The following is a 23,075-nucleotide window of genomic DNA, read 5'->3' as shown; positions in this document are numbered from 1 at the left end:
GCGGCCGGCCCCGGGGCCCATCCCGCCCCGGGGCCGGTCGGCACCCCGACCGGCCCCCTTTCGGGGGCCGGTCGCACCATCACCTCACCCGATTTCCGTACCGCCCGCGTAATTTTCCTACCGTCTGCCCAAAACGCCCGCACAGGTCTACTCTGATCCTGTGCCGGAGGACGTGGGGGGCGCGCCGTTCGCGGACGGCTGGGAGCCCGACGACGACCACGACCACGGACGCGCGGACGAGGAGTTCGCCGCCGTGGTCTTCGACGAGGACTTCGTACGGGGCGCCCGTATCCACGAGCCCTCCGCCGTCGAACGACTGCTCGCGGCCGCCGAGGCGCGTGCCGAGGCGGAGGCGAGCGGACGCGGCGGGCGGCGCCTGGGCGAGGAACGCGGAGACCCTTCCGAGGCGTACGACCCCCTGAAGGACTGGGGCGGCGGCGAGGAGTACGACGAGTACCGCGACACCCGCGTCGGCGACCACCGCGGCCGCATCCGCTGGCACCGCCCCGTCGCCTGGATGCTCGCCCTCGTCCTCGGCGTCGGCATGGTCGCCCTCGCCCTCTCCGCCCTCTACCGCGGCGGCCCGGGCCCGGGCGACGATCCCCTCGCCCCGCCCCCCGCTTCGGCGGGCAGCGAGCAGGGCGCGAGCGCGGCCGAACCGCCCACCGCCTCCCCGGACTACTCCCGCCCCGTCGTCCAGGCCACGCCGCGTACCCCGTGAGCCCGCCCCGCGCCGTCCGGCCCCCGTGCGCGAGCAGGCCCCGCGCCGCGGCGCGCAGACGTACCACCACGTTTGCCGCCTCGCGCCACGACCTAGGCTGAAGGTATGGCAGCGGCAGCTGAACCACCCGAAGGCATACCTCCCGAAGGCGGCGGCCCGGACAGGGACGAGGAGTACAAGTCCGTCGTGTTCGACGAATCCTTCGTCAACGCTGCCCGCCTCCAGGAACTCTCCGCCGACGAACGCCTCCGGAGCGAGCACACCCCCGCCGTCCGCAGCCGCCCCAGGCGCGGCCTCAACCGGCAGTTGCTCGTCATGGCCGTCGTCATCGTCCTCGCCTTCGCCACCGCCGTCGTGATGGGCGTCCGCACCGGCGAGGTCACCGCCTCGTCGGCCGCCGCGCGCCGCACCGAGGCGCTCCGCACGACCGTCATCCCGCTCGCTCCGCCCGGCACCGTCGAAGGCGCGCGCACCGCCGCCGACGTCTACGCGGCGAGCCCCGCCGCCGCCTTCCGCACCGGGGCAGCGGGCATCTCCGTGCCCAAGGGCGCGACCGCGACGCAGCACTACACGCAGGGCCAGGTCATCGAGGCGCTCCGGATCGCCTCCGACTACCTCGTCAGCTCCTCGCTCGACCCGCGCGTCCTCACCGGCGGCTCCACCACCGCGGTCCGCCAGCTCGTCGACGAGGGCCAGTGGCGTCAGTTCGACGCGAGCATGAACAGCCCCCGCCCGGACGGCAGGCACGCCGCCACCGGCTGGGTCGTCCGCTTCGACCCGCACGAGGTGAGCCTGGCCGACCCGCGCCACCCCGCGCGCGTCAACGGCACGCTGCGCGTCGAGGAACGCGGCGGCACCCTGGAGGTCACCTCCGACCACGTCTTCGCCTACGCGCTCCGCGCCCCGCGGACCGGCTCCCTCGTCTCCCTCCTCAGCGTCCGCCGCGAACTCCACTTCCGCATCGACCCCGCCGACCTGCGCGGCCACCGCGCCGAGCTGCTCACATCGACCGTCCAGGCGGGCCCCCTCGACTGCGCCACCGAGTCCGCCGACCGCCTCCACCCCCTCCTCGCCGGGGCCCGCGCGAGCGGCGGCGGGCCCGCGCAGGGCACCGACCCGTACGCGCCCGACGCCTCGACGACCCTGTGCGGCACGCTCGCCGCACACGCGCCCCCGACGAAGGCCTGAGCCCAAGGCCTGAGCCCCCGGTCCCCGCGTCCGCCCACCGCCCGTACACCCCCCGTACGGCGGCGGGCCCTTCCTGCCCGTACGGTCTCGGGCCGGTCAAGGAGGTCATGGGAGAGGAAAACGGGGTGGGGCGCGCACGGGCGGCGCAGGGAGAGCGTCTAGCGTGGGGCCGCCGCGGCACACGAAGGAGTCACCCCCATGACGTACACCCCTCACGGAATCCGCCACGAGCCGCTGCTCGCGGTGATCTCGGACCAGCCGGGCCCGGGAAACTTCCTGCGCACCGTCCTCGTCGTCATGGTGCTCGGGGCGATCCTCCTCGCCTGGTTCCTGCTGCGCGGCTACCGGCAGGGGAACACGGCGCAGGACGCGCGGGCGGAGGCCCCGGCGGCGGACCGGGTCCCCGCGAGCCGGTCAGCGACCGCGGATACGGGCGATGCGGGTCGTACGGGCGGTGGGAACCGTACGGGCGATGCGGGTCGTGCGGGCGATGCGGGCCGTGCGGACGGTGGGGGAGAGGCAGGCGGGAAGGGCGAGGCAGGCGGGAAGGGCGAGGCAGGCGGGAAGGGCGGAGCGACCCCCGACGCCGACAAGGCCCGTACCGCCGACGCGCCCCGTACCGCCGACAAGGCCCGTACCGCGGAAGCGCCCCGTACCGCCGACGAGGGCGGGCGGCCCGCGACCGAGGGCTGATCCCGGTGCGGTGAGGCGCGGTGCGGTGAGGCGCGGCGTGGGGAGCGTCGGGGCTGACGAGGACTCGGCATTCGGCGGACGCCTCGTAGCCCGCGGAACTGAGTCGGCGTGAGCGCCCGGGAGCGGCCCGCATACGATGGGCGCGAACTTATCCCCCTCTCACCTCGCGATTGGTCCTGCCGACGATGAGCCTCTCCAGCACCGCGATCCAGCTGCTCCCCCTCGCCGAGGGCGAGCACGGCGGCAACCACGAAAGCCTCAGCCCCTTCCTGACCGGCGGCGGCGCGCTCTTCGCGCTCCTCCTCCTGCTGTGGATCACCACGCGCTTCAACCGCGACCGCTGAACGCCCGCGGAGGGGGCCGCCCGGCCGGGACAGTAGGCTCTGCACGCATGGGAGAGCAGGACATGCCCACTGGCCCGGTCAGCAGCCCGGCGAGCGGCTCCATCAGTACGCGACAGCGCCGTCTCGGCGTCATGGGCGGCACGTTCGACCCGATTCACCACGGGCACCTCGTGGCGGCGAGCGAGGTCGCGATGCAGTTCGACCTCGACGAGGTCGTCTTCGTGCCCACGGGACAGCCCTGGCAGAAGAGCGAGAAGCAGGTCAGCCCCGCCGAGGACCGCTACCTCATGACGGTCATCGCCACGGCCGAGAACCCGCAGTTCTCGGTCAGCCGGATCGACATCGACCGCGGCGGGCCCACGTACACGAATGACACACTGCGGGATCTGCGCACGCTCAACCCCGGCACCGAACTCTTCTTCATCACCGGGGCCGACGCGCTCGGCCAGATCCTCACGTGGCGCGACGCCGAGGAACTCTTCTCGCTCGCGCACTTCATCGGCGTCACCCGCCCGGGGCACCAGCTCACGGACGCGGGGCTGCCGGAGGGCGGAGTCTCCCTCGTGGAGGTCCCGGCGCTCGCGATCTCGTCGACGGACTGCCGGGCGAGGGTGGCGCGGGGAGCGCCGGTCTGGTACCTGGTTCCGGACGGCGTGGTGCGTTACATCGACAAGCGACAGCTGTACCGCGGCGCGTAGCCGAGAGGGGCACCGGTGAACGACCGAGACAACCCGTACCCGCCGTACGAGGGAGACCCTTACGGCAACGGGCAGAGCGGCCAGGGCTCCGGTCCGTACGAACTCGTCGGCTACGACGCGTACGGCCGCCCCGTCTACCAGCAGGCCCAGCAGGCTCCGCCGTCGCCCCCGCAGACGGGGCAGCAGCCGGTGGTCCCGCCCGCGCAGGGCGGGGGCTACGGCTACGACGCCTACGGCACGTACGGCGGGCGGCAGCAGGGGCAGCAGGGGCAGCAGGGCGGCTACGACCAGGGTTACGGGAACACCGGCTACGACAGCCAGGGCTACGACAACTCCGGTTACGCGCAGCAGGGTTACGAGAACCAGGCGGCCCCGCAGGCGCCCGAGGCGTACGGGCGGCAGCAGGTGCCGGACACGCGGGTCGGCGAGCCGAAGGCGTGGATACCGCAGCAGCAGCCCGCGACGCCCGAGGGCCCGCCGAGCGGCGAACTCCCGCGTACGGACGCCCCCCCGCCGCGCGCCACCGCCCCAGGCTCCGCCTCCACGGAGGACCCGCGCGACTACCGCACGGAGATGTTCTCCTTCATCGAGGAGCCCACCGAGCAGTCCGAAGACGTCATCGACTGGCTGAAGTTCAGCGAGAGCCGCAGCGAGCGCCGCGAGGAGGCGCGCCGCAGGGGGCGCAGCCGGGTCATCGCGCTCGTCGTGGTCCTCGCGCTCGTCGTCGCCGGCGGGGTCGGCTACCTCTGGTACGCGGGCAAGCTCCCCGGTTCCTCGGGCTCGGGCTCCGGCGCTGCCGACGCGAGCGGCCCGCAGAACCGCGACGTGATCGTGGTCCACCTGCGCAACACGAAGAAGGACGGCGCCTCGTCGACGATGCTGCTCGTGGACAACACGACGGCCAAGCACGGTTACGCGGTCCTGCTGCCCAAGGACCTCGCGCTCACCGACGAGGACGGCAATGACACGACGCTCGGGAAATCGGTCTCGGACGACGGCTCCAGCGGCACGAGCGACGCCCTCGACGGGCTGCTCGGCACGGAGATCCAGGGTTCCTGGCGGCTCGACACGCCGTACCTGAGCAACCTCGTCGACCTGGTGGGCACCATCGAGGTCGACACGGACGCGGCCGTGCCCGACCCGAAGAAGAAGGGCGGGGACCCGCTCGTCCACAAGGGCCAGGCGCAGAGCCTGAGCGGCGAGATGGCCGTCGCCTACGCCACGTACCAGGCGAAGGGCGAGCCGGAGACCGCGCAGCTGAAGCGCTTCGCCGATGTCATGCGCGGCGTCCTGCGGAAGATCTCCAGCGACCAGCAGTCGGCGACGCTCACGATCCAGTCGCTCGCGCAGATCCTCGACCCGCCGCTCACCGACAAGGACCTCGGTGCCTTCCTCGCCAAGCTCTCGGACCTCGCCAAGGGCGGCGACTACACGAGCACGGTCCTTCCCGTCGGCCAGGACGGCACGCTCAGCGAGGCCACGAACCAGAAGATCGTCAAGGACGTGCTCGGCGGTACGGGCAAGACCGGCGGGGGCGCCTCCGAGGACGACACCCGCGTGGCCGTGCGCAACGCCACAGGCAAGAAGGACCTCGCGCAGAAGGCCCGCGTCAGCCTCGTCAACGGCGGCTACACCTTCGTCGACGGCAGCAGCACGGACGCCGTCGCCACCTCGCGCGTCACGTACGCCGAGGAGAAGGACAAGGGCAAGGCCGTGGAGATCGCCCGCACGCTGGGCCTCAAGGACTCCGTGGTCACGAAGGGCAAGGTCAGCGGGAACGCGCCGGTGTCGGTGGTGCTTGGGGAGGACTACACGGGGAAGTGAGGAGCGCGGCCGGGCGGGGGCGTCGGCGGTGCGAGGGCGTCGGCGGTGCGGGGGCGTCGGCGGTGCGGCGGTGCGGGGCTCGGCGGCTTGGCGGTGCGGGGCCCGGCGGCCGGCGCGGCGGTGCGGGGCCGGGCGGCTCGGCGGTGCGGGGCTCGGCGGCGGGCGCGGGGGGGCTTGGCGGTGTGGGGCCCGGCGGCCGGCTCGGCGGTGCGGTGCTGGGCGGCTCGGCAGGGCTTGGCGGTGCGGTGCTGGCGGCTCGGCGGTGCGGTGCTGGCGGCTCGGCGGTGCGGGGCTCGGTGGCGGTGTGGAGCTGGGCGGCGGGCGCGGTGGTGCGGGCCCGGCGGTGTGGGGGCCCGGTGGGGTCGCGGCGCCGGTTTGGGTGGGGCGGTGGGCTCGGTTGGCGGGGCGGTTCCCGGGAGATGTACGGGGCTGCCTCGGCCAGCCAGTGGGGGCGTGCGGGCTCGTGGCCAGTGGGGGGTGCGGGTTCGTGGCTTGCGGCGCGGGTGAGCCCGGCCCGGGGGCTCGCGCGGGCGGGCCGGCGGGCTCGGGCCGGGAAGGTGCGGACGTGCCTCGGTCTGTGTGGGTGGGGCGCGGTGGGGGCGTTCGGTCTCCGGTCCGTGTCCGCTCGCGTACGGGCTGTTCCGTCGTCCGGCCGTATCGCGGGGCCACCGGGAAAACCACCGGGAGGTGGGGGCGGGCGGCGTGAGACCCTGGAGGTTGTATGCCCGCCTACCCGAAAGCTGTGCAGTGACCGCCACGGACCGCTCCATCGAGCTGATCAAGGCCGCCTCCCAGGCCGCCGCCGACAAGCTCGCCCACGACATCATCGCGTACGACGTCAGCGATGTGCTGTCGATCACGGACGCCTTCCTGCTGGCCTCCGCCCCCAACGACCGCCAGGTCAAGTCGATCGTCGACGCGATCGAGGAGCGGCTGGCCAAGGACCTCGGTGCCAAGCCCGTCCGCCGCGAGGGGGACCGCGACGCCCGCTGGATTCTGCTCGACTACGTCGACATCGTCGTCCACGTGCAGCACTCCGAGGAGCGCGTCTACTACGCGCTGGAGCGGCTGTGGAAGGACTGCCCCGAGATCGACCTCCCCGAGGACGCCAAGGCGACCAAGGGCAAGGGTGCCGAGTACGCCGCCCAGCTCGCGGCCGCCCCCGAGGAGCCGGAGTTCGCGGACTTCGACCGCATCGGCATCGAAGGGGAGTAGCGGTGACGATTCCGGCCGCGCCGCGCGGGCGCCGCGTCATCCTGTGGCGCCACGGCCAGACCGCCTGGAACCTGGAACGCCGCTTCCAGGGCGACACCGATGTGCCGCTCACCGAGACGGGCCGCGCCCAGGCCAAGCACGCGGCCCGCCTGCTCGCCTCGCTCCGGCCGGACGCGCTCCTCGCGTCCGACCTCGGCCGTGCCGCCGACACCGCCGGTGAACTCGCGGCGCTGACCGGTCTGGAGATCACCTTCGACCGGGGGCTGCGCGAGACGTACGCGGGCAACTGGCAGGGCCTCACGCACGAGGAGATCCTCGAACGCCACGGGGACGAGTACACGGCGTGGAAGCGCGGCGAGCCCGTGCGCCGGGGCGGCGGCGAGCTGGAGACGGAGGTGGCGGACCGCGCGGCCCCCGTCGTCCTCGCCCACGCAGCGAAGCTCCCCGAGGACGGCACCCTCGTCGTCACGAGCCACGGCGGCACCATCCGCACCACGATCGGGCGCCTCCTGGGCCTCGACCCCTATCAGTGGGAGGGGCTCGGGGGACTGTCCAACTGCCGCTGGTCGATCCTGGGCGAGGGGGCCCGGGGGTGGCGGCTGCTCGAACACAACGCGGGGACGCTGGCTGAGCCGGTGCTGGGGGACGAGGTGTGAGGGAGGGGTGTGGGGGAGGGGGCGAGGGGCGGCGCCCGGGCGCACCGGGACAGCCCCCACCCTCCCTGGGGGGCGACCCCACATCCATCCTCTCGCGGCTCGCAACCCCCACCGCGCCATCCGCCGAAATCTGTGGATAACTCCGGCGAAGTCGCGACGCGACTCACTCCCCAGGGTGATGAGCGTCCGCGCACGTCCGCTACGGGGAGAATTTCGCACCCGTACGGGGGACGGCGCACGGTCGGGTTCCTACGAGCGTCCCCTCGCACCCCGGTGCGGATCGCTGGCGCCCAGCCCGTACGTGGATCGCTCGTACCCGGCCCGTGCGCGGATCGCTTACCCCCAGCCCGTGCCCGGATCGCTCGCGGGCGGCGACGTATCGCCGCTCCTCCTGCGGCGGCCGGGGACGCCCGCCGGGCCCCGCTGATCGTGACCGGCCGTTCGTCCTCCGGGTCCCGGCCGGTGGCGACGGGAGCGGATTTCACTTTCCGGCTGGTCACAGGCTAAAGTTCTTCTTGTTCGGCCCGCAGCGCGGGAAGAGCACGCGGGGCTATAGCTCAGTTGGTAGAGCGCTTGCATGGCATGCAAGAGGTCAGGAGTTCGATTCTCCTTAGCTCCACAGAATGAAGGTCCCACCTCCGGGTGGGGCCTTTCGTGTTCCCCGGGCGCGTATCGCGTCCCGTTCCCGTCCCTCCTCCGCCACCAGCGGCGGACCGTGTCCGTACCGGTATTTCCGCAGCACTGACCCCACGGGGCAGCCCGTGGCAGAATCGGACGCCGGGCAGGGGAGACGGGCCTCACGGGAGGGAGCGCGGAATGCCTGTGCACGTCTGCGGGGAGCCCTCTCGCTCTCCCGGATGCACTCCGTGTGCTGCCGCCCCCGGCGGCGAAAGGCGGAGGTGACCGCTTGGGCGCGCACAGGAGGACGTGCGACTGGTGCGGCAGCGGGACACCCATCGTCCGCGACATGGAGCCGGTCAGCAGCCGCTACCAGTACTGGTGCGAGGAGTGCGCCCGGGCGCTGATCATCACCGGCGACCCGATCGAGACGTACCGCGAGCTGGAGGGCGAGCCGATCTACGGCCGGCTCCTCGACGAGCACTGCACGCTCAAGCGCTTCTACTCCTTCGCCTCCGCCTGACTCGGTGATTCCCGGCCGAACCACCCCCGAAAAGCGGGCGGAAACGGGCGATTCGCCCCCACGGGCAATGGATTTGGTGGACGGCCGGGGGACCCGCTAAAGTTCTCGATGTCGCCAGGGAAACGGCCCGGCCGGACCGGTGACACCGGCTGTGAAACCCCTCTCGGGGGTGTGGAAGAGCGCGGGGCTATAGCTCAGTTGGTAGAGCGCTTGCATGGCATGCAAGAGGTCAGGAGTTCGATTCTCCTTAGCTCCACAACGATTGATCGAGCGGGCCATCCGATACGGGTGGTCCGCTCGGTGTTTGTGCGCGAGACCGCCCCGCGCCCCGCGCCCGCCGCCTCCGGCACTCCCGCCGCCCCGGCACGCTCGCGCCGCACCCGTTCCTCCCCCCCGCCGTCCACCGTCCGGGCATCCCGTGCGGGCGTCGGAGGCTCTGCGGTACCCTGACGCCATGCGTGCCGTACGCCTTCTGCTTAGCGAGCCGCGCTGATCAGTCCCCGCCACTCTGGCTCCCGGTAAGTACCCACCGGGCTTTGTGGCCGGAATCGGCGCGGCGTCCCCTCCTGTGCGAGGGGATTTTTCGTTTCCGGGAGCAGATGCGATCGATGGAGTCTTGAGAACCGATGAGTCAGACGAACCCCTCCGCAGCCGGGCCCGCCGGCGCCGCCGAGACGGCCGCGCCGCACCGCTACACGGCGGCCCTCGCCGCCGACATCGAGGCACGCTGGCAGGACTTCTGGGACGCCCACGGCACGTACGAGGCACCCAACCCCACGGGTGACCTGGCCGGTTCCCCCGAGCTGGCCGCCCGCCCCAAGAAGTACGTCATGGACATGTTCCCGTACCCCTCGGGCGCCGGACTGCACGTGGGCCACCCGCTGGGCTACATCGCCACCGACGTCTTCGCCCGCTACCAGCGGATGACCGGGCACAACGTCCTGCACACCCTGGGCTTCGACGCCTTCGGGCTGCCCGCCGAGCAGTACGCGGTGCAGACGGGGACCCACCCCCGTATCTCCACCGAGGCCAACATGGCCAACATGCGCCAGCAGCTGCGCAGGCTGGGCCTCGGTCACGACAAGCGCCGCTCCGTGGCCACGATCGATCCCGAGTTCTACCGCTGGACGCAGTGGATCTTCGTCAAGATCTTCAACTCGTGGTACGACACCGAGGCCGGCAAGGCGCGCCCGATCGAGGAGCTGGTCGAGCAGTTCGCCGCCGGGACCCGCCCCACGCCCGACGGCCGCCCCTGGGCGGAGCTGAGCGCCACCGAGCGCGCCGACCTGCTGAGCGAGTACCGCCTCGCCTACGCCTCCGAGGCGCCGGTCAACTGGGCGCCGGGCCTGGGCACCGTCCTGGCGAACGAGGAGGTCACCGCCGACGGCCGCTCCGAGCGCGGCAACTTCCCCGTGTTCAAGGCGAAGCTGCGGCAGTGGAACATGCGCATCACCGCCTACGCGGACCGCCTCATCGACGACCTGGACGGGCTGGACTGGCCCGAGGCGATCAAGCTCCAGCAGCGCAACTGGATCGGCCGTTCCGAAGGCGCCCGCGTCGACTTCCCCGTGACGACGGCCACGGGCGAGGCGCGTGACATCACCGTCTTCACCACCCGGCAGGACACCCTCTTCGGCGCCACCTACATGGTGCTCGCCCCCGAGCACGAGCTGGTCGACGCGATCACCGCGGCGAGCTGGCCCGAAGGCACCCGCGAGGCATGGACCGGCGGGCACGCGACCCCCGCCGAAGCCGTCGCCGCCTACCGTGCCCAGGCCGCGGCCAAGTCGGACGTCGAGCGCCAGGCCGATGCCAAGGAGAAGACCGGCGTCTTCACCGGCACCTTCGCGACCAACCCTGTCTCGGGCGAGCGCGTCCCCGTCTTCATCGCCGACTACGTGCTGATGGGCTACGGCACCGGCGCGATCATGGCCGTACCCGCCCACGACAGCCGTGACTTCGCCTTCGCCCGCGCCTTCGAGCTGCCCCTGCGCTGTGTCGTCGCGCCCACGGACGGTCGCGGCGAGGACCCCGCCACGTGGGACGACGCCTTCTCCTCGTACGAGGCGAAGCTCGTCAACTCCGCGAACGAGCAGATCAGCCTGGACGGTCTCGGCGTCACCGAGGCCAAGGCGCGGATCACCCCGTGGCTGACCGCGCGCGGACTCGGCGAGAGCACCATCAACTACCGGCTGCGCGACTGGCTGTTCAGCCGGCAGCGGTACTGGGGCGAGCCCTTCCCGATCGTCTACGACGAGGACGGCGTCGCGCACTCGCTGCCCGAGTCGATGCTGCCCCTCGAACTGCCCGAGATCGAGGACTACTCGCCGCGCACCTTCGACCCCGACGACGCCACCGCGCAGCCCGAGACCCCGCTCTCGCGCAACGAGGACTGGGTCAACGTCACCCTCGATCTGGGCGACGGGCCCCGCACGTACCGCCGCGAGACCAACACCATGCCCAACTGGGCAGGTTCGTGCTGGTACGAGATGCGCTACCTCGACCCGCGCAACGAGCAGCGGTTCGTCGACCCGGAGATCGAGCAGTACTGGATGGGCCCGCGCGAGGGCATGCCCACCGGCGGCGTCGACCTCTACGTCGGCGGCGCCGAGCACGCCGTACTGCACCTGCTGTACGCGCGCTTCTGGTCCAAGGTGCTCTTCGACCTGGGCTATGTCTCCTCCGCCGAGCCGTTCCACAAGCTCTACAACCAGGGCATGATCCAGGCCTTCGTCTACCGCGACAGCCGGGGCATCGCCGTGCCCGCCGCCGAGGTGGAGGAGCGCGAGGGCGCGTACTACTACCAGGGCGAGAAGGTCTCGCGCCTGCTCGGCAAGATGGGCAAGTCGCTCAAGAACGCGGTGACGCCCGACGAGATCTGCGCCGAGTACGGGGCCGACACCCTGCGCCTGTACGAGATGGCGATGGGACCGCTGGACGTCTCGCGTCCCTGGGACACCCGCGCGGTCGTCGGCCAGTTCCGCCTGCTCCAGCGGCTGTGGCGCAACGTCGTGGACGAGGCGAGCGGTGCCCTGACGGTCACCGAGGACGCCCCGGACGAGGTCACGCTGCGTGCCCTGCACAAGGCGATCGACGGCACACGCCACGACCTGGAGGCGATGCGGTTCAACACGGCGATCGCGAAGATCACCGAGCTGAACAACCACCTGACGAAGGCGGGCGGCCCGCTCTCGCGCACGGTCGCCGAGGCGCTGGTGCTGATGGTCGCGCCGCTCGCGCCGCACATCGCCGAGGAGCTGTGGCGGCGCCTCGGGCACGAGGACAGCGTCGTCCACCAGCCCTTCCCCGTCGCCGACCCGGCCTATGTCGTGGACGAGACCGTCACGTGCGTCGTCCAGATCAAGGGCAAGGTCAAGGCGCGCCTGGAGGTCTCCCCGGAGATCACCGACGGCGACCTGGAGAAGGCCGCGCTCACCGACGAGCGCGTCGTGGCGGCCCTGGGGGGCGCCGATGTACGCAAGGTCATCGTGCGGGCCCCGAAGCTGGTCAACATCGTGACGGCCTGAGGGGGGACCGCCCCCGGAGGTGTGAGCCACGAGGGCGCGAAGGACACCGGCGGCACGGTGCGTGAACACGTTCATGCACACAGCGTGCGCGATGCTCACGCACCGTGTCTATAGGGGTTTTCCCCTAGGGGGTGGATCAGGGTCCGCGAAGGAACCCCTGATCCACCCTCCGCCGTCTACCGTGGAGACGTACCGCGTGACCGCCGGTGGAAGGGGCCTCGATGTCAACCGTGCTCATCGTCCTCGCGTTGATCTTCGTGCTGTTCGTCGTCACCGGCGCCTACGTGGTCGTCAAGGTGGCGGGCGCGGCGAAACGCGGCGTGGACCGTACGGTGAATCAGGCCCGCAGGGCGGTCGAGGACTCCACGCTCAAGGCGCGCTCCTACACTCGCCCGGGCCCGCACGGGGAGATCGCGGGGCTCCGGCTCTCCCTGCGGACCTCGATGCGGGCGACACAGGAATCCCTCGCCGCGCGGGCGGGCGCCGACAGCGGACTCACCGAGTCCCTCGACCTCTTCCGGCGCCTGAGTGTGCACGGGCACGCGCTGGACGACGAACTGCGGCGTCTGGAGAACGACCCCGACCGTGCCGCCCTCGCCGCCGAACTGCCGGCGCTCCGCGACCGCACCCAGAAGATCGTGGGAGCGGCGAACGGTCTGCGCCACGCACTCAGGGACCGCGCGCACCACGACGCGGACGACGAGCTGGACGCCCTGAGCCGGCAGATCGACATGGAGACCGGGGCCCTGCGCCACTGGGCCCCCGCCGATACCCCCGAGGCGGACGCCCCGCAGCCCTGGCCGCCCGCCCCGGCGGCTCCCGACGCCGATACGGTCGCGCAGCGCTGGGACGACGGTCCCGCTCCGGCCCCGGGACAGGCGCCACCACCTCCGCTCGACCGGGCGCGGCCCGCTCCGCACCCCTGGGAGCGGCTCCTCAAGAAGCCGCACGAGCAGCCCCGCCCGGAATGACGGGCCGGCGGCGCCGATCGGCCCGCCGTCCGGCGCCCGCCCTGCCCCGTCCCTTCCCGCATTCCCCCTGCTCCGGCGGGGGCTCCGGCTGGGGCTCCGGCGGGGGCGGGCTGCCGGGTGCCGTGCGGGCCAGGTAACCTCCGAGCCATGTCACGCCATGTCGCGATCGTCACTGATTCCACGGCCTACCTGCCGCCCGGGACGAGCGCGCGACACGGCATCACCTCCGTACCCCTGACCGTCGTGCTCGACGGCGGCGCGTACGAGGAGGGCGCGGAGATCTCGCCGGGAGCCCTCACCCAGGCCCTGCGCAAGCACCGCCCCGTGACGACGTCGCGGCCCAGTTCCGAGGCCTTCGCGCGCACCTACCGCAGGCTCGCGGACGAGGGTGCGGGCGCGATCGTGTCGCTGCACCTGTCCGCTGAGCTTTCCGGTACGTACGACGCGGCGGTCCTTGCCGGGCGGGGCGCTCCGGTGCCCGTGCACGTCGTCGACACCAGCGCGGTCGCTATGGCGCTCGGTTTCTGTGCGCTCAGTGCGGCCGAGCACGCCGAAGCGGGCGGCACGGCGGAGGAGATCGTGGCGGCGGCGGAGAAGCGGGCCTCGGGTACGACCGCGTACTTCTGTCTCGACACCCTCGATCACCTGCGGCGCGGCGGCCGGATCGGCACCGCGCAGGCGCTCCTCGGCTCCGCGCTCGCGGTCAAGCCGCTGCTCCAGCTCACCGGTGGCCGCATCGAGCCGCTGGAGAAGGTCCGCACCACGGCCAAGGCCGTCGCCCGCCTGGAGGAACTCGTGGCGGAGCGGGCGGGTGCGGGGAGGGTCGATATCGCCGTGCACCACCTGGACGCCGCCGACCGCGCCGACGCCCTCGCCGAGCGGCTGCGGGCGCGGGTGCCGGGGACGGAATCGCTGTACGTGAGCGAGGTGGGCGCGGTGATCGGCGCGCATACGGGACCGGGGCTGCTGGGGGTCGTGGTTTCTCCGCGCTGAGCGGGGGCGCGGGGGGCGCGGCAGCGGCAGTTTTCCACAGGGCAGTAGCTCTCGGGCCGGGCTCTGCCCCCACTCTCGTCACTCTCTTGAGTGAGAGGAATATCGGGTTTCGCCGAGTTATCCACAGATGTGGCCTGCGGGGCGAGTGGTGTCGTAAGCGGCGATTACGTTCGGTGACATGGAACGACGCACAGACATCGACGCGGCGCTCGCTCTGGGGGCGACAGGGCCGACGTACGCGGGGCGCGGGATGGCGCCGTGGGCCCGGCATGCGGGGAAGGCGGCGCCGCGTGGGGCGCCGGGCGCCGATACTCCTGCCGTCGCCTCGCCGTTCAGGCGTGGGCTGGGCATGGTCGCCGATCGCCTCCCGTTGTGGCTGCGGTCGCGCCTCGCGCTCGAACGGCGGGGCGTGCTGGCCCTGGCGGTCGTGCTGCTCGGTCTGCTCGGTTTCGCGGGGCAGTACTGGTGGTCCACGCGCCCGCAGCCGGTCGCCGTGCCCGCCGCCGAGCACGCGGCGTCGGCCGAGGCGGTGCCGGGAGAGGGGGCACGGGTGCGAGGCGGGCCCGTCCCCTCGGGCGCGGCTGCGGAGGGGGGTGGCGGTGCGGAGGGCGCGGGCCCCGCTCCCGGTGCGGATCGGGGCACGCTCGTGGTGGACGTGGGCGGGGAGGTACGAGATCCCGGGGTGCGGAGGCTGGCGCCGGGGTCGCGCGTGGAGGACGCGCTGCGGGCCGCGGGAGGGGTACGGAAGGGGGCGGACCTCCAAGGGCTCAACCGCGCGCGTCCCCTGGCCGACGGCGAGCTGGTCTGGGTCGGCTCCCCGCCTCCCGGGGGCATCGACGCCGCCGTCGGTACGGGGACGGTGCCGGGCCAGGCGCCGGCCTCACCCGGCGCGGGCACGTCTGCGGGGACTCCCGTCTCGCTCAACGCGGCTTCGCTGGATCAGCTCGACGCACTCCCCGGGGTCGGCCCCGTGCTGGCCCAGCGCATCCTCGATCACCGTGCCGCGCACGGCGGCTTCGGCTCGGTGGAGGAACTGCGCGAGGTCAGCGGCATCGGCGAGCGGCGATTCGCCGAACTGCGGGAGTACGTACGGCTGTGAACAGGGTGGGGGAATGCGAGCGGCGCGCGCAGGGCGCGGGGAAGGCCGTCGCGGGAGAGGCGACGCGGATCGGGGGAGGGAGGGGTGCGAGCGCGTCCAGGTCCGGACCGTCGGAGTCCGGCGTGGCGAAGTCCGGCGGGGCCGGGTCCGGCGGGGTCGGGTCCGGCGAGGCGCAGTCCGGTCTGGAGTCCTCCCGGCGCGCGGACGTGGACCGGGGCAGGGCCGTGGATCTGCGACTCGTGCTGCCCGCCGTGGGGGCCTGGGGCGCTGCTGCCCTCGTGCTCGGGCTGTCGGCCCGGGCCGGGATCTGGATCGCGGTGCTGTGCGGCGTGGGAGGCGGGGGACTGCTGCTGGCAGGGAGGAAGGCGGGACGGACGGAAGAGGGCGGTACCGGGCGGCGCTGGACGGTGGCGGCGGTGCTCGTGTGCGTGGCGGCGGGCGCGGCATCCGGCGCCGTGGCGAGAGCCGGTGTCGAGCGGGGGCCCGTGCCGGGGCTGGCGCGGGCGGGTGCGGTGACGGAGGCGGTCGTCGAGGTGACGGAGGTGCCGCGTGTGCGGCCCGCGTCGGTGCGGGGAGGCAGGGAACTGCCCGGAGAGCTGTTGTGGGAAGGGGAGGTGCGGGAGGTCGAGGTGCGGGACGGGCGCCTGGTCCGGCTGCGGACGCCCGTTCTCGTGGTGGTGGACGGCGTCATGGAACCGGGAAGGGAGAAGGCCGCCCGCCACTGGGCGCGATTGCTTCCGACGACACGGGTGCGGGCCCGCTTCCGGTGGAGTTCTCCGTGGGCGGAGGGACAGCGGGCGGCCGCGGTGGCGCGGGTGCACGGGGCGGCGGGCCCCGCCGTGGTGGGGCGGCCCTCCGCGATGGAACGCCTCGCGGGGGAGCTGCGGGAGGGTTTGCGCGAGGCGGTGGCACCGCTGCACCCGGACGCGCGGGCCCTGTTGCCCGGGCTCGTCGTGGGCGATACGTCCGGGCTGACACCCGAACTCGAACGGGCCTTCCGGGCGACCGACTTGACGCACCTCCTCGCCGTCAGCGGGGGAAACTTCGCGGTGCTCCTCGCGCTGCTCCTCGGACCGCAGGGGCGGGCAGCGCTGGCGGAGCGGGGCGGGCTCGCGCCCCGGCTGGGTCTGTCGCTGCGGGGGACGGCGGTGGCCGGGGGTGTCCTGTGCGCCGGGTTCGTGGTCGTGTGCGGGGCCGAGCCGAGTGTGGTGCGGGCGGCGGGGTGCGGGACGGTGGCCCTGGTGGCGCTCGCGACGGGACGGCGCAGGTCGATGGTGCCCGCGCTCGCCGCCGTGGTCCTCGCGCTCGTGGTGTGGGAGCCGTGGCTGGCGCGCAGCTACGGCTTCGTCCTCTCGGTCCTCGCGACGGGCGCACTGCTGACGGTGGCGCCGTCCTGGAGCGCCGCGCTGCGGCGGCGCGGGGTCCCACCGCGGCTCGCCGAGGGACTCGCGGCGGCCGCGGCCGCGCAGGCGGTGTGCGCTCCCGTGGTGGTGCTGCTCGCGGAGCGGGTGAGCCTGGTCGCCGTGCCGTGCAATCTGCTGGCCGGGCCGCTCGTCGCCCCGGCGACGGTGCTGGGTTTCGGTGCGCTGGTGCTCGCGCCGCTGGGGCAGGCTCCCGCCCAGGCGCTCGCCTGGTGCGCGGGGTGGCCGGTGCAGTGGGTCGCGGGCGTCGCGCGGGCGGGTGCCGCGCTGCCGGGTGCGGGGATCGCGTGGCCGGGCGGCTGGGCGGGGGCTGCGCTGCTCGCGGGGGCGGTGCTGGTGCTCGTCCTGCTCGGCAGGCTGGTGCTGCGCTCGCGGTGGCTGCTCTGCGGGTGCGCGCTGCTTCTTGTGCTCGCCGTGGTGCGGCCCGCGCCGGTGACGCGCGTCCTGGGGGCCTGGCCGCCGACGGGGTGGCGGTTCGTCATGTGCGACGTGGGGCAGGGGGACGCGAGCGTCCTCGCCGCCGGGGCCGGTACCGCCGTGGTGGTCGACGCGGGGCCCGATCCGGAGCGGGTGGCCGGGTGCCTCGACCGGCTCGGGGTGCGGCGGGTGCCGCTCGTGCTGCTGACGCACTTCCACGCCGATCACGTGGCGGGGCTGGAAGGGGTCCTGCGGGGCCGGGCGGTGGGGGCCGTGCAGACGACGGCGCTCGCGGAACCGGCGGGGCAGGCCGCGGCGGTGCGGCGTACGGCGGCGGCGCGAGGGGTGCCGGTGCTCACCGCGGCGGCCGGCGAGCGGCGCGCCGTCGGCGGGGTGAGCTGGGAGGTGGTGTGGCCGCCCCCGGGTGGCGGCCCGGTCGGTGACGACGGGCCCAATGACGCGAGTCTCGTGCTGGTGGTGCGCACGGGCGGGGTGCGGTTGTTGCTCGCCGGGGACGTGGAGCCCGCCGTGCAGCGCGCGTTGTTGCGGCGACCTGGCGGGGCGCCACGCGTCGATGTGCTCAAGGTGCCGCACCACGGTTCGGCCTATCAGGAGGGGGAGTGGCTGCGGCGGGTCGCGCCGCGGGTCGCGCTGGTCTCGGTCGGCGCCGACAACGGGTACGGGCACCCGGCCCCTCGTACGCTCGACGCGCTGCGCGCCACCGGGGCGCTCGTCGAACGGACCGATGAGCGCGGGGACCTGGCGGTGACCGGCGGGCCGGTGGCGGGGCGAGGCGGGGCGCGGGACGAGGACGGCGCGAGAGAGGGGGCGGTGCGGCTGGGGGTGGCCGGGGAGCGGTGAGGGCGGGGGCGGGTGGCCGGGTAAGGCGGAGGGAAAAGGGTGGAAGACGGGGGCGGGGGAGCCGAGCATGAGGGGATGACGGCGACTGGAGAAGGACGAGGTGTGTCCGGCGCGCGGCCTGTCGCGCTGGTGACCGGCGTGGGGCGCACGGTCGGGATCGGTGCTGGCGTGGTGCGTCAGCTGGCGGTCTCGGGGTGGGACATCGCGTTCACGCACTGGGACGCGTACGACGCGCGGATGGAGTGGGGTGAGGAGGAAGGGGCGAGCGAGGCGATCCGGGCCGAGCTGGCGGAGCGAGGTGCCGCGTGCGTGGCCATCGAGGCGGATCTCGCGGACGCGGGGACACCGGAACGGGTCTTCGCGGAGGTGGAGAGCCGGTGGGGCGGGGTCTCGGCGCTGGTGCTGTGCCACTGCGAGTCGGTGGACTCGGGGCTGCTCGACACGACGGTGGAGAGCTTCGACCGGCACTTCGCGGTGAACGCGCGGGGAAGCTGGCTGATGGTGAGGGAGTTCGGGCGGCGGTTCAGCGGTGCGTACGGCAGCGGGCGCATCGTGGCGCTCACGAGCGACCACACGGCGGGCAATCTGCCGTACGGGGCGAGCAAGGGGGCACTGGACCGGATCACGCTCGCCGCGGCACGGGAGCTGGCCCACCTCGGCATCACGGCGAACGTGATCAATCCGGGGCCTGTCGACACCGGCTGGATGCCGGAGGCCGTACGGGAGCAGGTGCGCGCCGCCACGCCGCTCGGGCGGCTCGGCACCCCGTACGACACGGCGCAGCTCGTGGATTTCCTGTGCTCGCCGCAGGGGCAGTGGATCAACGGGCAGTTGCTGCGGAGCGACGGTGGGCTCGCCTAGCGGTGGGGCGGGGTCTGCCTCGTGTAAGAGGGCAGGAGCCGGGTCTGGCAGCGGGGTGGCGTTTACCTCGCGTAACGGAAGTGAGCTGGGCGGACGGTAATCGGAATGTCAAATTCAGGTCAAACGGGGGAGCTTGGGGAGTCTCCGGCATTCCTGCGATGTGGGCTCGTGTTGCCTCGAAAGCCTCAGCGATGGTCGAATGTTTACGCCTGAGGGCTCACAATCGATCACGAAACAGCAGGGGTGTCCGGTAGATGTTCGGCCTGGGGACGAAGAACCGTGCGAGTGGTGGGCGGGGGAGATCGGCGCTCGCGGAGGCGGTTCTCCCGGACGGGGCCGGGCTGTTCAGCTGCCGGGTACTCGATCCGGTGGGTGAGCCGCTCGCCGGAGCGGAGTGCTCGCTCAGCGATGAGCGAGGGCGGAAGGTCGCCACGGCGGAGGCCGATCCCTTCGGTTCCTTCATGGCCTCGGTCCCCCAGGGCGAGTACCGGCTCGCGGTCGGGAGCGAGGGGTACACCCCGCACCGGGGCGATGTCGTCGTACGGGACGGGGAGCACACCGACCTCGGGGCGCTCACCCTCCAGGTGGCGCCGCCGCCCGCGCTGCCGGGCCCCGGCGACTGGGAGATCGATCCGACGCACTCGTCGATCGCCTTCACCGCACGGCACATCGGGCTCGCCCGGGTGCACGGGAGGTTCAACACCTTCGCCGGGGTCGTACGGATCGGCGAGCGGGTCGAGGACTTCGCGATGCACGTGCTGATCGACGCGGCCTCGATCGACACGAACGTGCGGATGCGCGACGACCACCTGCGCTCGGCGGACTTCCTGGACGTGGAGACGTACCCGACGCTGGAGTTCTACAGCGAGCGGTTCGTGCACCGGGGCGGGGGCCGCTGGGGCGTCACAGGGGCGCTGTCACTCCACGGGGTGACGCGTACCGTCACGCTCGACGTCGACTACCTCGGTCAGGGCAACGGCATGGAGGGGGAGCAGCGGGCGGCGTGCCGGGCGACGACCGAGCTGCACCGCGACGACTACACCGTGAGCTGGCAGACCATGCTCGCGCGCGGCATCGCCGTCGTCGGCCCGAGCATCACCATCGAGCTGGACGTCCAGGTCGTACCCAAGCAGGGCTGAGGGCCCGGCGAGGGGGCCCGTGGTCGGGACGGTTCCGCGTATGCGGCAGGATCTCCGCGTGACCGACGAGAACGACCTGAACGTGGCGCACGTGCTCGTGCTGCCCGACCGCGACGCCGCCGAGGAGGCGGCCGAGGAACTGGCCCGCCGCTACGAGCTGGGGGCCGAGCCGGAGATCGTGCGCGAGGCCCTGGCGGGCGAGGACGACGCCGAGGACGCGCAGTGGCTCATCGTGCTCTCCGACGAGGCCGGGGAGTTCAGCGCGCGCGAACTGGACGAGTTCGCGAGCGAGTGGGACGGCTGGCACGAGACGCCGTGAGGGAGGGCCGGGGGCGCCGTGACAGCGGGCCGGGGGCCGTGGAGCGGTCCGGGGCCGCTGTCGGTGGCGCGTGGGATGCTTGGCGGTGATGGCCAGGAAAAACGCTGACGATGACCCGCTCGCTCCGCTGACGCTCGCCGTGGGGCAGGAGGAGCTGCTGGTCGACCGCGCGGTGCGGCAGGTGGTGCTCGCCGCGCGGGCGGCCGACTCCGACACCGACGTGCGCGAACTCACGCCCGACCAGCTCCAGCCGGGCGGGCTCGCCGAGCTGACGAGCCCCTCGCTCTTCGCCGAGCGCAAGGTCCTCGTCGTACGGAACGCGCAGGACCTCTCCGCCGACGCGGTCAAGGAGGTCAAGGGCTACCTGCCCGCTCCCGTCGACGAGGTCACCCTTGTGCTGTGCCACGCGGGCGGGGCCAAGGGCAAGGGGCTGCTCGACGCGGCGCGCAAGGCCGGGGCACGGGAGGTGGCCTGCCCGAAGATGACGAAGCCGGCCGACCGGCTCGCCTTCGTGCGGAACGAGTTCCGCACGGCGGGGCGTTCGGCGACCCCCGAGGCGGGCCAGCTGCTCGTGGACGCGATCGGCAGCGACCTGCGCGAGCTGGCCGCGGCGGTCTCGCAGCTCACCGCGGACGTCGAGGGCACGATCGACGAGGCGATCGTCGGGCGGTACTACACGGGCCGTGCGGAGACATCGAGTTTCACGGTCGCCGACCGGGCCGTGGAGGGCCGCGCGGCAGAGGCGCTGGAGGCGCTGCGCTGGTCGCTGTCCACGGGCGTCGCGCCCGTCATGATCACGAGCGCGCTCGCGCAGGGCGTACGGGCCATCGGCAAGCTCTCGTCGGCGCGCGGCGGGCGTCCCGCCGACCTGGCCCGCGAGCTGGGTATGCCGCCGTGGAAGATCGACCGGGTGCGGCAGCAGATGCGCGGCTGGACCCCGGACGGCGTCTCGCTCGCGCTGCGCGCCGTCGCCGAGGCCGACGCCGGGGTGAAGGGCGGCGGCGACGACCCGGAGTACGCCCTGGAGAAAGCCGTCGTCGCGATCGCCCGCGCGGCCCGCTCGCGCCGCTGAGCCCGTACGGCGCAGGGCCCGTGTGCGGGCGCCGGGGCGGGCCGCTCCCGGCCGTCCGGCCGCCGACGGCCGCCTCCCGGCCCCGTACAGTCCCCGCATGACGAGGACCACCCCGCCGCGCCCGCTCGACATCGAGGCGGTGTTCCCCGAACTGCGGGCCCACCGCGGCACGACGACGCGTCTGCACCCTCGACCGGGACGCCCCGGCGTACGCGACAGCTCGGTCGGCGGTCCCCTGCGGTGGCCGCGGGAGGAGCCGTGGCCGGTGTGCCCCGAAGCGCACGGGCCCCGGCGCGGACGCAGGCCCGCCGACATCCACCGTGCCCGGCGGGTCTTGGCCGGGGCGTGGTCCCGCGACCCCGCGCACGGCCCGACGGACGAGGAGCGGAGGCTGCTCGGCGCGTTGCGCGAGGAACACCGTGCCGAGAGCGCGCCCGTACCGCTCGTCGGGCTCGCGCAGCTCTACCGGCGGGACGTACCCGATCTGCTGCCCGGGCCAGGGGGCCGTGATCTGCTCCAGGTCCTGTGGTGCCCTTTCGACGCGCACGGTGCGAGCGGCTACGAGCCGTTCCTGGACGTGCGGTGGCGGTACTCGGCCGGGACCGGGGACGCGGACGTACGCACCGACCCGCCGCCGACGCCGCAGGTGGTGGGCCACGACGGGTACGTGCCCGAGCCGTGCGTGCCGCACCCGGAGCAGGTCACGACCTATCCCTTCGCCGGTTCGCTCCCCGCGGAGTTGCGCGCACGGCTCGACGCCTGGGACGAGGAGAACGACGCGGCGGACGAGGAGGACGACGGGCCCCGGCGCCCGCCTACCCGTACGACCTCTCCATCCCGCCCGGCTGGCGCGCCGGCGGCTTCGCCTCCTGGCACACCACGGACCCGTACCCGATGAACTGCGCGCGCTGCTGTACGCCCCTGCGGCTCCTGCTGACCGTCGACACGACGGAGTGGGACGGCGGGAGCGGCAGCTGGCGGCCGGTGGAGGAGCCGGAGGCGTGGGGGCACGCGCTCGCGGCGCCGACGCAGGTCGTCGTGGGGCGCTGGGGCGAGCTGAACCTGTTCGCCTGCCCGGCCGATCCCGCGCACCCGCACGCCTGGAGCATCCAGTAGACACGGCGGGCGGACGGGCTCGCGCTTCATGCGCGCAGCGACACACCGGCCGTCCCCCGCGCTGGTGCGACGCCCGGCCGCCCGCGCTCCCGTACGGTCCGGCCTCCGGCCGCGCGCTCCCGCACGGCCGCGTGCCCGCGTTCCCCGTTCACCGGAGGGGCCTCGTTCGCCGGAGGGGCCTCGTTCGCCGGAGGAGCCCCACATGCCGAGAACCCCGCCCCGTCCCGGAGGACGTGGCGGGGTTCTCGGTCGAGTCCTGTGAGCCTTCGGCGGCGGTGAGCCGTCGCGATCCCGCACCCGCGTGGCGAACGCTAGGCCGCATACGGGATCTGTCGGGACGGGACGGGGAGCGGTAGAGAGGGCCCGCTGGGTCCCCGCCGTCCCGGGGACGACGGCGTGTGCCGGAAGGCGAAGGGGGCTCAGCCCTGGAGGGAAGCGGCCTTCGAAGCGAGCGCCGACTTCTTGTTGGCGGCCTGGTTCTTGTGGATGACGCCGGAGGAGACGGCCTTGTCGAGCTTGCGCGTGGCGACACGCGTCAGCTCCTGGGCCTTCTCGACGTCACCCGCGGCAGCGGCCTCGCGGGCCTTGCGGATCGCGGTCTTGAGCGAGGACTTGACGGCCTTGTTGCGCAGGCGCGCCTTCTCGTTCGTCTTGTTCCGCTTGATCTGGGACTTGATGTTCGCCACGAAAGAGCCTTTTCAGCTGCAAGCGCGCGGCCGGAACCGCGCGAATGTTTCGGTTGAGTGCGCGTGTCCCCGAAGCTGAGAGGGCTGGGAGACACACAGTGCACCAGGCTAGC

General features: G+C 73.4%; 21 protein-coding genes and 2 tRNA genes. 22 read left to right on the top strand and 1 reads right to left on the bottom strand.

What is annotated here, in order from left to right; genetic code table 11:
- Positions 1-160 precede the first annotated feature (160 nt).
- From ACQYWQ_RS08725 to ACQYWQ_RS08620, 22 genes are all read left to right on the top strand, one after another.
- Positions 161-721, top strand: a complete 561-nt coding sequence (locus ACQYWQ_RS08725) for a hypothetical protein (RefSeq protein WP_431033520.1) — start codon at positions 161-163, stop codon at positions 719-721.
- Positions 722-826: 105 nt separating this feature from the next.
- Positions 827-1,909: a hypothetical protein gene (locus tag ACQYWQ_RS08720; RefSeq protein ID WP_431033518.1), complete on the top strand. Its 1,083-nt coding sequence runs from the start codon at positions 827-829 to the stop codon at positions 1,907-1,909.
- 198 nt (positions 1,910-2,107) lie between these two features.
- A complete protein-coding gene (locus ACQYWQ_RS08715) occupies positions 2,108-2,602 on the top strand; it encodes a hypothetical protein (protein ID WP_431033516.1) in 495 nt (164 codons plus the stop codon).
- A gap of 185 nt (positions 2,603-2,787) precedes the next feature.
- Positions 2,788-2,946: a hypothetical protein gene (locus tag ACQYWQ_RS08710; protein ID WP_431033514.1), complete on the top strand. Its 159-nt coding sequence runs from the start codon at positions 2,788-2,790 to the stop codon at positions 2,944-2,946.
- Between the two features lie 47 nt (positions 2,947-2,993).
- Positions 2,994-3,644, top strand: coding sequence for a nicotinate-nucleotide adenylyltransferase (gene nadD / locus ACQYWQ_RS08705; protein WP_431033512.1), 651 nt, complete (start codon positions 2,994-2,996; stop codon positions 3,642-3,644).
- A gap of 15 nt (positions 3,645-3,659) precedes the next feature.
- Positions 3,660-5,468: a LytR C-terminal domain-containing protein gene (locus ACQYWQ_RS08700; RefSeq protein WP_431033510.1), complete on the top strand. Its 1,809-nt coding sequence runs from the start codon at positions 3,660-3,662 to the stop codon at positions 5,466-5,468.
- A gap of 747 nt (positions 5,469-6,215) precedes the next feature.
- Positions 6,216-6,683, top strand: a complete 468-nt coding sequence (gene rsfS, locus ACQYWQ_RS08695; RefSeq protein WP_007827137.1) for a ribosome silencing factor — start codon at positions 6,216-6,218, stop codon at positions 6,681-6,683.
- A 2-nt stretch (positions 6,684-6,685) separates the two neighbouring features.
- Positions 6,686-7,339, top strand: a complete 654-nt coding sequence (locus ACQYWQ_RS08690) for a histidine phosphatase family protein (RefSeq protein WP_431033508.1) — start codon at positions 6,686-6,688, stop codon at positions 7,337-7,339.
- 546 nt (positions 7,340-7,885) lie between these two features.
- Positions 7,886-7,958, top strand: a tRNA-Ala gene (locus tag ACQYWQ_RS08685).
- A 288-nt stretch (positions 7,959-8,246) separates the two neighbouring features.
- A complete protein-coding gene (locus ACQYWQ_RS08680; RefSeq protein ID WP_009065228.1) occupies positions 8,247-8,480 on the top strand; it encodes a hypothetical protein in 234 nt (77 codons plus the stop codon).
- 183 nt (positions 8,481-8,663) lie between these two features.
- A tRNA-Ala gene (locus ACQYWQ_RS08675) sits at positions 8,664-8,736 on the top strand.
- A 370-nt stretch (positions 8,737-9,106) separates the two neighbouring features.
- Entirely contained in the window at positions 9,107-12,007 is a 2,901-nt protein-coding gene (gene leuS / locus ACQYWQ_RS08670; RefSeq protein WP_431033505.1) for a leucine--tRNA ligase, read from the top strand.
- Positions 12,008-12,228: 221 nt separating this feature from the next.
- Positions 12,229-12,978 carry a hypothetical protein gene (locus tag ACQYWQ_RS08665; protein WP_431033503.1) on the top strand — a complete coding sequence of 250 codons (750 nt, stop codon included), beginning with the start codon at positions 12,229-12,231 and terminating at the stop codon, positions 12,976-12,978.
- A gap of 147 nt (positions 12,979-13,125) precedes the next feature.
- Entirely contained in the window at positions 13,126-13,971 is an 846-nt protein-coding gene (locus tag ACQYWQ_RS08660) for a DegV family protein (RefSeq protein ID WP_431033500.1), read from the top strand.
- A 178-nt stretch (positions 13,972-14,149) separates the two neighbouring features.
- Positions 14,150-15,070 carry a helix-hairpin-helix domain-containing protein gene (locus tag ACQYWQ_RS08655; protein ID WP_431033497.1) on the top strand — a complete coding sequence of 307 codons (921 nt, stop codon included), beginning with the start codon at positions 14,150-14,152 and terminating at the stop codon, positions 15,068-15,070.
- A 224-nt stretch (positions 15,071-15,294) separates the two neighbouring features.
- Positions 15,295-17,769 (top strand): ComEC/Rec2 family competence protein, encoded by a 2,475-nt coding sequence (locus ACQYWQ_RS08650; protein WP_431039114.1) that lies wholly within the window; start codon positions 15,295-15,297, stop codon positions 17,767-17,769.
- A 75-nt stretch (positions 17,770-17,844) separates the two neighbouring features.
- Positions 17,845-18,630: an SDR family oxidoreductase gene (locus ACQYWQ_RS08645; protein WP_431033495.1), complete on the top strand. Its 786-nt coding sequence runs from the start codon at positions 17,845-17,847 to the stop codon at positions 18,628-18,630.
- 254 nt (positions 18,631-18,884) lie between these two features.
- Complete coding sequence (locus tag ACQYWQ_RS08640; protein WP_431033493.1) at positions 18,885-19,769, top strand: YceI family protein; 885 nt, start codon at positions 18,885-18,887, stop codon at positions 19,767-19,769.
- 40 nt (positions 19,770-19,809) lie between these two features.
- A complete protein-coding gene (locus ACQYWQ_RS08635; protein ID WP_431033491.1) occupies positions 19,810-20,088 on the top strand; it encodes a hypothetical protein in 279 nt (92 codons plus the stop codon).
- Between the two features lie 88 nt (positions 20,089-20,176).
- Positions 20,177-21,160, top strand: coding sequence for a DNA polymerase III subunit delta (gene holA, locus ACQYWQ_RS08630; RefSeq protein WP_431033489.1), 984 nt, complete (start codon positions 20,177-20,179; stop codon positions 21,158-21,160).
- Between the two features lie 97 nt (positions 21,161-21,257).
- Entirely contained in the window at positions 21,258-22,058 is an 801-nt protein-coding gene (locus ACQYWQ_RS08625; RefSeq protein ID WP_431033487.1) for a hypothetical protein, read from the top strand.
- The gene (locus ACQYWQ_RS08620) at positions 22,055-22,276 is read left to right on the top strand and encodes a hypothetical protein (RefSeq protein WP_431033485.1); all 222 of its coding nucleotides are present in this window, start codon (positions 22,055-22,057) and stop codon (positions 22,274-22,276) included. Before ACQYWQ_RS08625 ends, ACQYWQ_RS08620 begins: the two co-directional genes overlap by 4 nt.
- 419 nt (positions 22,277-22,695) lie before the next feature.
- Here ACQYWQ_RS08620 and rpsT read toward each other — a convergent pair whose 3' ends face one another.
- On the bottom strand, positions 22,696-22,962 hold the full coding sequence (rpsT, locus tag ACQYWQ_RS08615) for a 30S ribosomal protein S20 (RefSeq protein ID WP_431033483.1): 267 nt from the start codon (positions 22,960-22,962) through the stop codon (positions 22,696-22,698).
- Between the last annotated feature and the right edge of the window lie 113 nt (positions 22,963-23,075).

Origin of the sequence: Streptomyces sp. P6-2-1 (genome assembly GCF_050613165.1) — a bacterium.
Taxonomy (GTDB): Bacteria; Actinomycetota; Actinomycetes; order Streptomycetales; family Streptomycetaceae; genus Streptomyces.
This window is presented reverse-complemented; position numbering and strand designations above follow the sequence as displayed.